Origin of the sequence: Salinispora pacifica DSM 45544, assembly GCF_000378845.1 — a bacterium.
In the GTDB taxonomy this organism is placed as follows: Bacteria; Actinomycetota; Actinomycetes; order Mycobacteriales; family Micromonosporaceae; genus Micromonospora; species Micromonospora pacifica.
Genome location: NZ_KB905359.1, coordinates 4,487,850 through 4,501,977 on the forward strand (window position 1 = coordinate 4,487,850; position 14,128 = coordinate 4,501,977).

The 14,128-nt window shown below is 72.4% G+C and carries 11 protein-coding genes and 1 riboswitch; of the genes, 2 read left to right on the plus strand and 9 right to left on the minus strand.

Annotated features, from left to right (window positions below; all coding sequences use genetic code 11):
- Positions 1 to 114: 114 nt before the first annotated feature.
- From serS to SALPAC3_RS0120685, 4 genes are all read right to left on the minus strand, one after another.
- A complete protein-coding gene (gene serS, locus SALPAC3_RS0120670; protein WP_018223082.1) occupies positions 115 to 1,398 on the minus strand; it encodes a serine--tRNA ligase in 1,284 nt (427 codons plus the stop codon).
- 96 nt (positions 1,399 to 1,494) lie between these two features.
- On the minus strand, positions 1,495 to 2,664 hold the full coding sequence (locus SALPAC3_RS0120675; RefSeq protein ID WP_018223083.1) for a saccharopine dehydrogenase family protein: 1,170 nt from the start codon (positions 2,662 to 2,664) through the stop codon (positions 1,495 to 1,497).
- Positions 2,665 to 2,689: 25 nt separating this feature from the next.
- A complete protein-coding gene (locus SALPAC3_RS0120680) occupies positions 2,690 to 3,862 on the minus strand; it encodes an alcohol dehydrogenase catalytic domain-containing protein (RefSeq protein ID WP_018223084.1) in 1,173 nt (390 codons plus the stop codon).
- The gene (locus SALPAC3_RS0120685; RefSeq protein WP_018223085.1) at positions 3,859 to 4,242 is read right to left on the minus strand and encodes an SRPBCC family protein; all 384 of its coding nucleotides are present in this window, start codon (positions 4,240 to 4,242) and stop codon (positions 3,859 to 3,861) included. Before SALPAC3_RS0120685 ends, SALPAC3_RS0120680 begins: the two co-directional genes overlap by 4 nt.
- Positions 4,243 to 4,520: 278 nt before the next feature.
- On the opposite strand from SALPAC3_RS0120685, the gene SALPAC3_RS0120690 reads away from it, so the two are divergent.
- Positions 4,521 to 7,352, plus strand: a complete 2,832-nt coding sequence (locus SALPAC3_RS0120690; RefSeq protein ID WP_018223086.1) for a winged helix-turn-helix domain-containing protein — start codon at positions 4,521 to 4,523, stop codon at positions 7,350 to 7,352.
- 34 nt (positions 7,353 to 7,386) lie between these two features.
- On the opposite strand, the gene SALPAC3_RS0120695 is transcribed toward SALPAC3_RS0120690, so the two are convergent.
- Entirely contained in the window at positions 7,387 to 7,935 is a 549-nt protein-coding gene (locus SALPAC3_RS0120695; protein ID WP_018223087.1) for a DsbA family protein, read from the minus strand.
- Between the two features lie 540 nt (positions 7,936 to 8,475).
- Between SALPAC3_RS0120695 and SALPAC3_RS0120700 the strand changes: the two genes are divergently transcribed.
- Entirely contained in the window at positions 8,476 to 8,838 is a 363-nt protein-coding gene (locus tag SALPAC3_RS0120700; RefSeq protein WP_018223088.1) for an STAS domain-containing protein, read from the plus strand.
- Between the two features lie 72 nt (positions 8,839 to 8,910).
- Here SALPAC3_RS0120700 and SALPAC3_RS0120705 read toward each other — a convergent pair whose 3' ends face one another.
- The 4 genes from SALPAC3_RS0120705 to SALPAC3_RS0120720 form a co-directional block, all read right to left on the minus strand.
- A complete protein-coding gene (locus SALPAC3_RS0120705) occupies positions 8,911 to 9,999 on the minus strand; it encodes a coiled-coil domain-containing protein (RefSeq protein ID WP_018223089.1) in 1,089 nt (362 codons plus the stop codon).
- Between the two features lie 6 nt (positions 10,000 to 10,005).
- Positions 10,006 to 10,137, minus strand: a riboswitch (cyclic di-AMP (ydaO/yuaA leader).
- Between the two features lie 80 nt (positions 10,138 to 10,217).
- Positions 10,218 to 11,141: a cation diffusion facilitator family transporter gene (locus SALPAC3_RS0120710; RefSeq protein WP_018223090.1), complete on the minus strand. Its 924-nt coding sequence runs from the start codon at positions 11,139 to 11,141 to the stop codon at positions 10,218 to 10,220.
- 163 nt (positions 11,142 to 11,304) lie between these two features.
- Complete coding sequence (locus SALPAC3_RS0120715; protein ID WP_018223091.1) at positions 11,305 to 13,422, minus strand: HelD family protein; 2,118 nt, start codon at positions 13,420 to 13,422, stop codon at positions 11,305 to 11,307.
- Between the two features lie 214 nt (positions 13,423 to 13,636).
- Positions 13,637 to 13,966: a hypothetical protein gene (locus SALPAC3_RS0120720; protein ID WP_018223092.1), complete on the minus strand. Its 330-nt coding sequence runs from the start codon at positions 13,964 to 13,966 to the stop codon at positions 13,637 to 13,639.
- Between the last annotated feature and the right edge of the window lie 162 nt (positions 13,967 to 14,128).

The following is a 14,128-nucleotide window of genomic DNA, read 5'->3' on the forward strand; positions in this document are numbered from 1 at the left end:
CCGACCAGGGTTCAACCTGAACCTCGGTTGAGGTCAAGCCCACCGCTGCCGGCTCTGGCCCGACCACGCCGGGGCCTGTGCCCGGCATGGTCGGCGGTGGTGATCCCGGCGGTCTCAGCGCGGGGTGAGGCGGTCGGTACCGAGGCGGTCCCGCAGCACCTCCGGCACCAGGACACTCCCGTCGGACTGCTGGAACTGCTCCAGGATGGCCGGGAAGAGGCGGCTGGTGGCCAGCGCCGAGCCGTTCAGCGTGTGCACGAAGCGGGTCTGCTTGCCGCCCGGCTCGCGGTAGCGGATCGCCGCCCGTCGGGCCTGGTAGTCACCGCCCCAGGAGACCGACGAGACCTCCTTGTATTTTCCGGTGCTCGGCATCCAGACCTCGATGTCGAGGGTCTTGCGCATCGCGGCGCTCGAGTCGCCGGCCGCGAGCAGGCTGCGCTGGTAGTGCAGGCCCAACCGTTCCACCAGGCCCTCGGCGTGGGTGACCATCGCCTCCAGCGCCGCGTCGGCCTGCTCCGGCAGGACGAACTGGAAGACCTCCACCTTGTTGAACTGGTGGCCGCGCACGGTGCCGCGCTCGTCCGAGTGCGAGCCGGCCGCCTCCCGGCGGTAGCACGGGGTGTACGCGAACACCTTCAGCGGCAGCTTCGTGGTGTCCAGGATCTCGTTCTGGTACGCCCCGAGGATCGCCGTCTCGGCGGTCGGCAGCAGGAACTGACCGCGGGGGGCGGACTGCCGGCTCAGGTGGTAGACGTCGTCGTAGAACTTGGGGAACTGCCCGGCGGCGAAGCCGGCGGTCTCCAGCAGCAGGTGCGGCGGGAGCAGGAACTCGTAGCCGGCCGCGATGTTCTGGTCGATCAGCCAGTTGACCAGCGCCCACTCCAGCCGGGCACCCAGGCCGGTGTACATCCAGAAACCGGAGCCGCCGAGCTTCACGCCCCGCTCGTGGTCGACCAGGCCCAACAGCCGGCTCAACTCGACGTGGTCGCGCACCCTCTCGATCGTCGGTGGCTCGCCGAAGGTCCTCACCACCCGGTTGGCCTCCTTGCCGCCGGGCACCACATCCTCGGCGGGCAGGTTCGGCAGCTCGCTCATCCGCGCCCGGAGCTGCTCCTGCACCTCGCCCAGCTCGGTCTCCAGCTCGGCGAGTTGCCGACGACCGGCCTCGGCCACCGTCGGCTCCGGCTCGCGGCCGGCCCGCTTGGCCTCCGCGTACGCCCGGGCTTCCGCCTTGCGGCGCTGCCGCTCGCCGTCGATCTCGGAGATCAGACTGCGCCGCTGCTGGTCAAGCTGCGACAGCTCGTCCAGCGCCTGGCTCACCTCCGCCGGGTCCAGTCGCTTGGCCAGCGCGGACGCCACCGCGTCGCGATCTTTCCGGATCAACTCCATGTCGAGCATGCTGCTCCGTACGCCTCCGTCCGGATGTCAGGTGGACCACCAGATGCTACCGTCGCGGGCCCACCGCCCCCGGCTTGCCCTCAGCGTCGGCTCCGGCTACCGCACGCGGAAGGTGATGCCGGCGCGTTGGAGCCGCTCCAGCAGGGCATCGCCCATCGCGGTGACCGGGGTGACCTGGCCGGTGGTCGGGGGGAGGTCGTCCAGGGCGAGGCAGAGCGCCGACTCGGCGAGCATCTTCGCCGTCTCGTCGTAGCCGGGGTCACCGCCCGCCACCTCGGTGCGTACCTGCTGCCCGCCGCTCTCGGCGAGGAACCGCAGCTGGAACCAGGACCGGGCCCGCCGTTCGGGACTCGGGCCCTGCCCGGGGCTGAGCCGCCCGAATAGCCAGCGCCGGGTCGGCGGCAGCTTCACCAGCACCGTCACGGCGGCGATCCCGGCCGCCCCGGCGAGCAGGGTGGGGAGCCGCCGTATCGCCGCGAAGTGCCGGTAGCGGAAGTCCGGCCCGTACTCCGGGCGGGCGGCTGCCGAGCGACGGACCACCTGGGGGTCGATCGTCGGCAGCGGCGCCACCCACATGCCGAGGTCGGGGGAGCGGGCGATCCGGCCGGCCGCCGCCCGGACCCGTCGGCCCTCCGGTCGCGGCTCGACCGCCCGTCGGGCCGCCGCGGCCCGGCTCGTCTCACCGGTCCGCGAAAACGCGGTCAGGGCAGAGTGGTACGTGCCGCCGGAGAAGCGCCCCCCGGCCCGGAGGAAGCCGTCGACGCGCATCGGCGCGCCCGTCGGGAGCTGCTTGAGCGTGAACCAGACACCCAGGTCGTACGGGATCGAGTCGAAACCGCAGGTGTGCACCAGCCGGGCGCCGGTGCGTACCGCCGTCTCGTGGTGTCGTACGTACATCAGGTCGACGAACTCCGGTTCGCCGGTGATGTCGAGGTAGTCGGTGCCCGCCGCGGCGCAGGCGGCCACCAGCGGCTCGCCGTGGTGGATGTACGGGCCCACGGTGGAGGCGACCACCCGGGCGCGCTCGGCCACCGTCCGCAGTGACGCGGGGTCGGTGACGTCGGCGGTGAGCAACGGCAGCTCAGCCAGCGTTGCGTCGATAACGGCGAGTCGATCCCGGACGGCGGTGAGCTTGTCCGGGTTCCGCCCGGCTAGCGCCCAGCGCAGCCCGGGCGGCGCGTGTTGGGCCAGGTATTCGGCGGTCAGGCTCCCGGTGAAGCCGGTGGCGCCGAACAGGACGAGGTCGTACGTCCGCTCCGGAGGCATCTGCCGAGTCTGCCACCTGAGGCGGCTATCCGGCAGGGGGTAGATCCGGGCTGAAGACGGCCCGGACGCAGCCGTCCCGTCGGTCCCGGAACAGCGCGTACCCGCGCGCCCCCTCCTCCAGCGGCAGTCGGTGGGTGGCCAGGTGTTCGGTCCGCAACTCGTCGCGGGCCATCCGCTCCAGCAGCGTCGGCACCTGCCCCGCCCCGTGCTGCCGCGCACCCCGCACCCGCAACCCCTTGGCGCCGACCGCGCCCAGCGGAAAGGCGTCCACCTGCCCGGTGAACTCGCCGAGCACGACCACGGTGCCGCCCTTACGGCAGGAGTGCATCGCCTCGTGGACCGCCGGGGGGCGTTCCGCCGCGCCGGTGAGCCGCTCGGCCAGGGAACGCGGCCGTCCGTCCCGGGCCGGTCCGACCGCCTCCACGCAGATGTCCGGCCCCCGCCCGCCGGTTCGTTCGCGCAACTCGGCGGGGATATCCGGGTGCCGCGGGTCGACCGTCTCCGCGTCTGTGTGCCGTCGTGCCATCCGCAGCCGGTCCTCCTGCGGATCCATGATGATCACCCGGTCGGCGCCGAGCAGGCTGGCCGCGCGGGCGGTGAGTTGACCGACCGCCCCGGCACCCCAGACCGCCACCACGGCTCCCGGGTGGACCCCGCCCAGCTCGGCGGCGAGCCAACCGGCGGGGGCGGCGTCCGCGGCGAAGAGCGCCCGTTCGTCGCTGACCTCGTCCGGGATGCCGAACGCGCCGACATCGGCGTACGGGACGCGGACGTACTCGGCGTGCCCACCGGCGAACCCGCCCGCAGCGGTGGGTCGCCCGAAGGCGCCGGGCACGGCTTGGCCGTACGCCAGCTCGCTCGCCTCCGGCACCAGGTTTCCGTTGTCGCAGCACCACGGTGCGCCGGAGCGGCACTGCCAGCAGGAGCCGCAGGCCACAGTAGAGCTGACCACCACCCGGTCGCCGACCCGGTGCCGGTGTACCTGCGGTCCCACCGCGACGACCTCGCCCAGGAACTCGTGCCCGAGCACATCCCCATCGGCCAGGTACGGTGCCCGACCGGCCAGGAGGGGCAGATCCCCGCCGCAGGTGGCGCTCAGGCGTACTCGCACGATCGCGTCGTGGCCGTTGCGCAGTTCCGGATCGGGTACCTGCCGGACCGCGACCCGGCCGGCGCCCGTCCAGCACAGTGCCCTCATCCGGCCAGCCCCCGGTCGATCGGCGAGCGGTCGGCGTAGAGCACCTCCCCGGTCTCGGCGAGCTGCTTGGCCTGTCGCAACGCGGTCCGCACCACCCGGTCGGGATCGTCGCCGGCCACGTGCGCGGCGAGGCCCGGAAGGGCCGCGCCAGGACGGATCCGCGCCGCCAGCTCGGTGCCCCGGCCCGCTGGCGCGGGCCAGACGTCCACCTGGACGGCGTGGCCGAGTCGGCGCAGCGGCTCCGGCCGTCGCCCGCCGGGCAGCACCTCGTTGGGCGGTCGGTTGACCGTCACCACCTCCCAACCACCGGCCGGCGGGGCATCGGGGCGCGGATCAGCCGGGTGAAACCGCCGTCGGGCACCGGCGAGCCTCGCCAGCATCCCGGCAGCGGTCCCGGCCCGTCTCGTGCGGTGTCTCACCCGTGCCTCCCGTCGGTCCGTCCGTTACCGGTCCGTCCGTTGCCCATCCCGCCCATTACCCGGCCCGTTTCCCCGTCGGTCCACCACCCGCTTCGTTGCCCGGGGTTTCCTTCTCGCCGGACGCCACTCTTCCCAGCGTCGGCTCGGCCTGGGTGAACCGGGTTCCCCCGGAAGGGGTGAATCGGCACCGGCCGGGTAACCGCGGATCTGGGGAGAACGTGTCCGATGGGGGTGGGCCGATGCCGGAGGAGCGACGGCAGACCACGGGGGCCGGTGCGCCGCTACTGGCCTCCCGTCTGACCCCGGGTCCACTGCCCGGACCGGTGGTCCTGCGGCCCCGGCTGCTGCGGCAGCTTGACGAGGGGAGCGCCGTACCGGTGACGCTTGTCGCCGCGCCGGCGGGCTGGGGTAAGACGACGTTGCTCACCTCCTGGTATCAGGCCGCCACCGGCGGTGACCCGGTGCGGGGCGGCACGGTGACCGGCGCCGCCGGCGGGGATCGTGTCGGGTCGCCGACGAAGGTCGGGGCGGAGGCGCCGGACCCGTCGGAATCGGGGTCCGGCCGGGACCGGCCGGACCTGGGCTGGGTCTCGGTGGAGGTCGGTGACGACGGCGAACGCCTCTGGTCGTACCTGGCGGCGGCGCTGCGGCCCGACCCGCCGCGATCGGCGGCGTTGGACGGTCCGCTGCGATCGGCGATGCCGGACGGTCCGCCGCGACTGGACCAGTTGGAGGTGCTGGCCGCGGCACTTGCCGCCCGGGAACGGCCGGTGCTGCTGGTCCTGGACGACCTGCACCGGATCACCGACCCGGCGGCGGTCGCCGGATTGGAGTTCCTGCTCCGCCACTGTGAGCAGCGGCTGCGTCTGGTGGCCGGGGCTCGTGCCGGGGTGCCGTTGGCGGTCCACCGGTGGCGGCTGGCCGGCGAGCTGACCGAGCTCGGTCCAGACGACCTGGCCTTCACCCGCGACGAGGTCGCCGACCTACTGACCGCACATGGGACGGCCCTTCCGGCGGAGGGGGTCTGGCGGCTGCGCGAGCGCACCGGCGGCTGGCCGGCGATGCTCCGGTTCGCCGCGCTCGCCTTGCCCGGGCAGCCGGACCCGGCCCGGTGGGTGGGGCGGCTCGGCAGTGACCAGCCGGACATCGCCGGCTACCTGCGGGAGGAGGTCCTTGGCGGGCTGGATCCGGACGACCGGGAGCTGCTGCGGAGCACGGCGGTGGCGGACGCCGCCTGCGCTGGCCTCGCCGACGCGGTGACCGGCCGTTCGGACACTGCGGCGAGGCTGGCCGAGCTGGCCGGCGTCGGCGGGGTACTGCGGCACGACGACGGCCGGCCCCCCTGGTACCGCTGTCATCCGCTCCTGGCCGATCTGCTCCGTGACGAGCTGGCCCGGCTGCCCGCCGTTGACGCGCGGGAACTGCACCGGCGTGCTGCTGGCTGGCACGCCGACAACGGGCGGCCCGCCGACGGTCTGCGGCACTCGCTGCAGGGCGGCGACTGGTCCGGGGCCACCGAACTGCTCCGCACGACCTGGCCGGAGCTGGCGCCGTACGACCGGGAGGGTTCGCCCGCGCCACCGCCACCGCCTGCCGAGACCCTGGCGCGGGACCCGGAGCTGGCGCTGGCGTGCGCGGCGGAACGGGCGTACGCGGGGGACCTGTCGGCCGCCGAGGGGTATCTGCGGTCCGCCGGGGCGGTGCGTGAACTGCCGGCGCCCCGCCGGGAGCGTTTTGCCCGGTTGGTCGCCGCGGTGGAGCTCGCGGTGGTCCGCTGGTCCGACGACATTCCGGCGGTACGCGCCGCCGCTGCCCGGTTGCTCGCCACCCATTCGGCGACCGGGGCGTCCGGAAGGCAGGACCGGATGCCGGCCACCGCCGAACCGCGCGAGACCATCGTCGAGGATGCGGATGGGTGGGCGGTGGCGGGCACCGCGCTCGGCCTGGTCGAATTCGCGGTCGGCGAGTTGGGCAGCGCGGAGCGGCAGCTGGTGGCGGCGTCCCGGGCCGCCCGGACCGCCGGTTGGGTACGGACCGAGCTGGCCGGTGCCAGCCGAGTGGCGCTGCTGCGTGCGATCCGCGGTGAACTGCGGCAGGCGGAGACGGGGGCCCGTTCCGCGCTCGCCCTTCCGCCCGGCCAGGGGTGGTCCTGCCGGACCGACTGCGGGTACGCCTACCTGGCGCTGGCGGTGGTGGCGCTGCTGCGGGACCAGCCCGAGGAGGCGGCGGCGAATCTGGCGTTGGCGGAACCGGCGACCATGGAGCCCGCCGCCGGAGCGGTGGTGGCGTTGTGCCGGTCCCACCTGTTGCGGGACTCCGGTGACCGCACGGGTGGGCACCGGCTGCTCGTCGCGGCCCGGGAGCGGCTGGGCGGTCCGCGGGGGGAGCTGGGCGGTCGGCGGGGGGAGCTGGAGCGGTGGCTGCGGGCTGCCGAGGCCGACCTGTATGCGGCGCGGGGCGACCTGGACGCCGCCCGCGAGTTGCTTGTCGGGGCGGGCCCCGAACTCGCGGTGGGCCTTGCTCGGGTGGAGCTTCGGGCCGGGGACAGCCGGACGGCCGAGGCGGTGCTGCCCGACTGGCAGGCGCCCGAGGCGGCGGACTGGCCGCTACCGGTGCGGGTGGAGGCCGCGGTGCTGCACGTGGCGCTGGCCGAGCAGGCGGGGGATGCCCGGCGGGCGCACCGGACCCTGGAGGCCGCCCTCGACCTGGCCGGAGCGGAGGGGGTCCGGCGGCCGTTCACCCGCGCGGACCCGGAGATCCGTGACCTGCTGGCAGCGCATCTGGATGCCGGTACGGCGCACTGGTCGGCGGTGAGCGACCTGGTCCGCGGAGTGGAGGAGCCGGACGAACGGCCCGGGCCGGCCAGGGCCGCACTGGCCGAGCCACTGACCGAACGTGAAGTGACCATCCTGCGCTACCTGCAGAGCATCCTTTCCAACGTGGAGATCGCGGCCGAGTTGTCGTTGTCGATCAACACGGTTAAGACCCATGTGCGTAATATCTATCGCAAGCTCGACGCCTCCCGCCGTCGGGAGGCCGTCCGTCGGGCCCGGGAACTGCGGCTGATCTGATCAGCGACGTCGACCATCACCGCCACGGTGCCGGTCATTCCCGGTCGGCGGCGTCGACCGCCGCCAGCAGGTCGGCGAGGTCGAATCCACCGTTGTGTCGGGCGCCGTTGACGAACAGGGTCGGAGTGGCCTGCACGCCGCTGCGGATGCCACCGACGAAGTCTCGCCGGACTCGGTCGCCGTGGGCCTGCTGATCGGTCTCGGCGTCGATTTCGGCGGCGGAGAGGCCGAGTTGTCCGACGCCGAGCGAGAGGTGCACCGGATCGAGTTGGTCCTGGTGTTCGTACAACCAGTCGTGCATCTCCCAGAATCGGCCTCGGACGCCGGCCGCCTCGGTGGCATGGGCCGCGTTTTCCGCGTACGGATGCACGTTGGAGATCGGAAAGTGTCGGTAGACCAGCCGGACCATGTCGGCCCGTTGTCGGAGCAGTTCGGCGAGGTTGGCGTAGGCCACCCCGCAGAACTGGCACTGGAAGTCCGCGTACTCGACGAGCGTCACCGGCGCGTCCACCGGTCCCCGGATGTGGTCGCTCTCCACAACCGGGGTTCGGAGGAGTGGGGTGACCTGGTGTGGGGTCGTCATCACCGCACCACCAAACGGTTGCCACGTGCCGACTGGGCCGGCACGTTCGGATCGGTCATGCCTCCTACTGTCGCCGGCAGCCGGGTGAGGAGGACTCACCCGGCCCGGATGGTTCCCGACCCCGCAGCGTCGGCGCGACGAGGCGGTTGTGGGGTCGGGAGTGCCGGCTGTGCCCGTGCTGGGCGACCACGCCGCGCGGCCCGGGTCTCCGCCTTTCGTCGCATCGGGCCGCTACATTGGGCCGTGACTGTTTCGGGTCCCGGGTACTCCGGCCCTTGACTGTTTGGGTGGGGAACTGTTCAGGTGGAGAACTGTTGGGATGGAGAACTGTTCCGGATGAGAGCTGTTCGTGTTAGGGCTGTTCCCGTTGAGGCAGCTCCGTAACCGAAGGGTGAAATATTCGGATAAGGGTGACCTGGCATTCGAACCACAAGAACTACTCATCCCAGGGGGTGGCGACCGAGCGTGTTGGAGGAATACTCTCGGTCGCGGCCTGCGTACTGATGAGGCGCCTGTTGACTGGCGAGTGGAGGTGCTCGCGTGAGCCTGTCGATCGTAAAGTCGGTCCTACCCGGGAGCGTCGTGGAGATCTCACCGCGTGGTGAGATCGATGTCGATACCGCATACGAGGTGCGTGAGGCGGTCGCTGAGGCCCTGGCCAAAAGCCATCCTCGCCGCATCGAGTTGAATATGCGGCTGGTGACCTTTATCGACTCTGTCGGCATCAGCGCGATGGTTGCCGGCTTCCAGACCGCAGAGGTGAGCGGTGTGAGGCTGGTGGTGACCGAGCCCAGCCGATTCGTACACCGGCAGCTCTGGGTCGCTGGCCTGCTCGGTCTCTTCGGTGCCCCCGAGCCCTACTTCGCGGGGGCGACGGCCCCGGAGGCCCTGCCGGGGGGCTGATTCAGCTCGTGCCAGGCGGGTGCGCGGGCCGGGAGCTGTTCGCCAGCGGACGGCTCCCGGCCCGACCACCGGTTAGTACACCGACAGGTGCACGTGGTTTGTATGGTCGCTGGATGGGTCGCCGGCGGCCCCGCTGTACGACTTCCACCCACTGCTGGGCAGCCAGATCTGCCGGTACCAGATCACGTACAGCACCGCGAGTTGGTCGGCGTTGTCCACCAGAAACGCCGCCAGGTTGTTGCCGTAGGTCCGGTCGTCGCCGGTGGCATCTCCACCGAATCCGTCCTGCTGAGCGGCGAAGTCGCAGGCCCGGCCCTTCGGGTGCTCGCCGGAGTTGCCGGGGCGATAGCAGGACACATAGCGGGTGAAGCCGGCCGCCTTGGCCTCGTTCAGCGCATGCAGCGTTCGCGGGGTAATGCAACCATCCGCCGGCGTGGGATCATTGACGCTGCAGGATTCGGCCGGCCAGGAGCCGTCCGGGTTGCGCGGGGCCGGGTCTGCCCGGGCCGAGTTCTGGGTGGTGTTGGTGGCCGCAGCCGCAGCTGCGGCTGCGGCTGCGGCCGCGGCGCTGGCCTGTTCATTGGCGACCGTCAGCGCCTTCTCCGCCTGCTGTTTGCGCTTGGCCATCAGGGCCTCTTGCTTGCGCTGTTCGATGATCTCCGCTTCGACCGCGCGGGTGTCCTGGGCGATCTTTTTCTGGGTCTGCTGCAACTCGTCTATGGCTCGGTTCTCGTTGGCGACCGTCGCCTCCAGCGTCGCGACGCGGTCCAGGAAGTCCGCCGGCGAGGTGTTGTCGAGCAGCACCGACGCCGTGCGCAGTGGACCGGTCCGATACGCCTGGCCGGCGATCTGCTCCACCCGCTCGGTGCGCTCGGCCTGTTCGGCCTTGGCGGTCTTGAGTTGGGCGGTGAGCTGCTGCTGCCGCTGCACCGACTCGGCCAGCGCCTGTTTGGCGTCCAGGAATCCCTTGCTGGCTTCCTCGAGCGCGGCGCGAAGGGCAGCGGTGCCGCCCTCCGGATCGTCGGTCACCGCGACCTGCCGGGCGGGGGGAGCGGCTACCGTGGGGCCGGCGGGGGCAAGGCCGACACTGAGGGTGAGCGCCACGATGATCAGTGCCGCCACCCGGGCGGCGCGGTGTCGTACGGGTGCCGCTGCTGGCATATGCAGATGTCCTTCCGTCGGCCACCGACCGGGTTAGCTGACGGGTTCGGGACGGAAGATCCCTACCGCTGACGCGGATGCACCCCAGGTACCTGGTTCCCCGGCTCACCCTGGCGGGTGATTAGGCGGCGGCCCGGCCGGCACCGGTGGGTGCCGCCTGGCGTAGGCCGGCTCAGAGCCTAACCGGTGCTCCTGAGCCGGGCGCACTCGGCAGTTGATCAGAAACTACACCGCCCGACGGAACCGCAGTCCCCACTGGTTGACCCCGGCTCGACCTGCAGTGTCGCGTGCTCGATTCGGAAGTCCTCCTGCAGCGCGGACCGGGCGGCTCCGAGGACCGCGCCGAGGTCGGCGGCGGGGGCGATGGTGAGATGTGCGGAGGCTACCTCCATCCCGGAGGTGAGGGTCCAGATGTGCAGGTCGTGCACCTCACTCACCCCGGATACGGCGACCAGCCGGTCGTGTACCGCGGTGACCTTCAGATGTTCCGGCGCGGCCTGCACCAGGATGCGTAGGGCTGCCCGGCCGAGCCGCCAGGTTCGCGGCAGGATGAACAGCCCGATCGCCACCGCGACCAGCGGGTCAGCCCACCACCACCCGGTGCCGGCGATGACCAGTGCCGCCGCGATCACGCCGAGGCTGCCGAGTAGGTCGCCCAGCACCTCGAGGTAGGCGCCCTGGATGTTGATGCTCTCCTGCGCGCCCGGGCGTAGCAGCGCGAAGGCGACGATGTTGGCGAGCAGGCCCAGGATCGCCACAACCAACATGGGCCCGGTGCTTACCTCGCGCGGATCACCGAACCGGCGGACGGCCTCCACCAGCACATAGATCGAGACGGCGGAGAGAAGCAGGGCGTTGGCGAGGGCGGCCAGCACCTCTAGCCGGTAGAGCCCAAAGGTCCGCTGCGGGTCACTGTCGCGGCGCCGGGTGGCGGTCAGCGCGGCGAGGGCCATGCCGATGCCGAGGACATCGGTGAACATGTGCCCGGCGTCGCTGAGCAGGGCCAGAGATCCGGTGCGGACGGCGGTCACCGCTTCCGTCACCATCAGGGCGGCGAGCAGGGCGAAGGCGGCCCAGAGGCGCCCCCGGTGCCGCTGCCCCGCGTTGGTCACCGCCCCGTGGTGGTCATGTGCTGCACCCACTCGGACACCTTCCGCCGGCTGTCCGGTCCTGCACCCAACCTATGTTCACATTGCCATGTGTATAGCTAGCTGCGGGAATTAGACCGAGTCGTGCCGCGGAACGCGACCAGCGGGGACACCCCAGCGGTCCCACCCCCGGCGGCGCGACCGGATCGAGCACAGCTCAACCGGACAGGTCAACCGTGGTGAGCCGTTGGGTGGCGCGGGACAGCGCGACGTACAACGTCCGTACGCCCGACCCCGGCTCCGCCCGGATCTCGCCCGGGGCGACCAGGACGACGCCGTCGTACTCCATGCCCTTGGCCTCCAGGCTCGTCACCACCTGCAACCGGGGCGCGTCGATCCCGTCCAGCCACCCGGCTACCTCGGCCCGACGCGGCACCGGCGTGACCACGCCGACCGTGCCGGGGACCTCGGCGAGCAAGGTGTTGACCGCCGTGCGCACGGTGGTCTCCAACTCCGCCGGCGGCACGCTCAGCTGCACCGGGGCGACGCCGGTGGAGCGGACGGCGGTCGGCAGCGGGAGGTCCGGGTCAACCCGCCGGATCTCGGCCGCCGCCACCGCGAAGATCTCCGCCGGGTTGCGGTAGTTGGTGGTCAGGGTGAAGTGGTGCCGCGCGCGCCGGCCGAGCGCCTGGTCGCGGGCTCGAGCCAACTCCGTTGGGTCACCGGTCCATGCCGTCTGCGCGGGATCGCCGACGACGGTCCACGAGGCCAACCGCCCCCGGCGGCCGATCATCCGCCACTGCATCGGCGACACGTCCTGGGACTCGTCCACCACCACGTGCGTGTACTCGCGATAGTCCTCGGGGCGTTCCCGGGCCGCCGCTCGGGCGGCGCGCTGCCGATCGGCGAACGTGCTCAGCTCGCGTACTCCGCCGGCCAGTTGGAACGGGTCCCGCCGCGGCCGGGCCGGCTTCATCGGCTTGCCCAGCAGGGCGTCCAACTCATCGAGCAGCGCGACGTCGGCCACGGTCAACCCAAGGGCGGCCCCGGCCCGGTACGCCTCGCCGAGCAGGCGGACCTCGTCGGCGGAGAGCACCCCCGCGGCGTAGCGGCGCAGCCGCTCGGGCTCGGCCAGCCAGCCGAGTACGTGCCGCGGGTGGAGCCGCGGCCACCACGCCTTGAGGAACTCGCGGAAGTCCGTCCGGTCGGCCAGCTCGTCCTCGAACGCCCGCTGCTGCGGCAGGCCGGGAACGCCCAGCTGCCGGGCCTGCGCCCAGAGCGCGGCGAAGACGCCGTCGAAGCCGGCCCGGCGTACCTCGTTGCGCCGCGCGCCCCGCCGCAACGCCCGATCCCGGATCGCGGTCAGCTCGCGACGATCCACCCGCAGTAGCTCGCCCCGGTAGAGCAGCCGCAGCTCGTTCGGGGTGCCCGGCGCCGCGTCCCGGGCGGCCCGCTCCAAGACCCGCCGCATCCGCAGCGAGCCCTTCACCGCGGCGACCTCCGGTGGGTCGGTACGGGTCGCACGGACCCCCGGGAAGAGCCCACCGAGCGCGGCGAGGGTGGCGGTCTCCTCGCCCAGCGACGGCAGCACCGACCCGATGTACTCGACGAACACGGCCGACGGCCCGACCACCAGAATGCCGCCGCCGGCGTACCGGCTGCGGTCGGTGTAGAGCAGGTACGCCGCCCGGTGCAGGGCCACCGCCGTCTTGCCGGTCCCCGGGCCGCCGGAGACCACGGTGACACCGGAGCCTGGCGAGCGGATCGCCTCGTCCTGCTCCCGCTGGATGGTCGCCACAATGTCCCGCATTCCCCGCCCGGTCGCCTGGGACAGGGCAGCCAGCAGGGCGCCGTCGCCGACCGTCGTCATCTCCGGCGGAGTGGCAGCCGGGTCGAGCAGGTCGTCCTCGATCCCGGTGACCCGCTCTCCGCTTGAGGAGATCATGCGGCGGCGAATCACGCCCAGCGGCTGTGCCGGGGTCGCCCGGTAGAAGGCGGCGGCGGCCGGGGCCCGCCAGTCCACCACCAGTGTCCTGGCACTCTCGTCCCGAATGCCGAGGCGGCCGACGTGCAGCACCTGCCCGTTGTGCAGGTCGAGTCGGCCGAAGACGAGCCCCTCGTGCTCGGCGTCGAGCAGGTGTCGGCGCTGCGCCGCGTGAAAGACCATCGCGTCCCGCTCGACGAGCGCGCCGAAGTTGCCGACCCGGGCCAGGCGGTAGCCGTCGGACTCGGCGCGGACCGCCGCCTGGCGCAGCTCGGCGAGGCGCGCGTACACCCGGTCCAGGTGCCGCTGCTCGACGGCGATCTCCTGCTCCAGCTCGGTCCGGTCGGTCAACGCTCGTTCCTCCTGGGGTCGGTGACCAGCGCCGCGCGGGACACGCGGCGGTCAACCGCACGAGGGTACGCCCCGGCTGTGTGCACCGCGCCAGGGCGCTCAGCAGCGGGAGTGCACCCCGCTGACCAGCAAAGAACGATGCGGCCCGCCGGGATGTCCCGACGGGCCGCATCGTTCGTCGCTCCCCGAGCGGGGTAGCTGGCTGGCGGGAGGGTCAGCCCTCGAAGACGCCGGCCTCGACGAGGCGCTTCTCGGTGGCGTCCCAGCCGTCACCCGGGTGGGTGGCGTTGAGGGCGCTCAGCTCTGCCCGGATCTTGGCGGCGTGCCCCGCCGCGGCCAGCGTCCGGATCTCCTCGACGAAGGCGTCGGAGTCGGTGCGCAGGTGTTCCGTCTTGCCGTTGGTCAGGTTACGGACGTACGCGTTCCGGCCGCCGTTGAGCGGGATCACGTACTTGAACTCGCCCAGCACGCTGAGGGCACCACCCTGGCCAGCCTGGCCGGCCCGGACAGACGCGCGCGCGGTCTTCGAGGTGTTACTCGCCACGGAGGTACTCCTTGCAGACGTACGGTGAGGACGCGGGTAAGACGTCCGGGGGCTGGTGCGGACCTCACCCGGTGGGTGATCCCGCGGAGAATTCGCGGCACAGGCCGCCAATGGAACTGTACACGAGCGTGGGGCCGGGTTGGCCACCGCCTCGGGCTGGTC

Coding starts and splice junctions, on each gene's coding strand:
- serS (WP_018223082.1), bottom strand. CDS start 1,398: ATGCTCGACATGGAGTTGATCCGGAAAGATCGCGACGCGGTGGCGTCC.
- SALPAC3_RS0120675 (WP_018223083.1), bottom strand. CDS start 2,664: ATGCCTCCGGAGCGGACGTACGACCTCGTCCTGTTCGGCGCCACCGGC.
- SALPAC3_RS0120680 (WP_018223084.1), bottom strand. CDS start 3,862: ATGAGGGCACTGTGCTGGACGGGCGCCGGCCGGGTCGCGGTCCGGCAG.
- SALPAC3_RS0120685 (WP_018223085.1), bottom strand. CDS start 4,242: ATGCTGGCGAGGCTCGCCGGTGCCCGACGGCGGTTTCACCCGGCTGAT.
- SALPAC3_RS0120690 (WP_018223086.1), top strand. CDS start 4,521: ATGCCGGAGGAGCGACGGCAGACCACGGGGGCCGGTGCGCCGCTACTG.
- SALPAC3_RS0120695 (WP_018223087.1), bottom strand. CDS start 7,935: ATGACGACCCCACACCAGGTCACCCCACTCCTCCGAACCCCGGTTGTG.
- SALPAC3_RS0120705 (WP_018223089.1), bottom strand. CDS start 9,999: ATGCCAGCAGCGGCACCCGTACGACACCGCGCCGCCCGGGTGGCGGCA.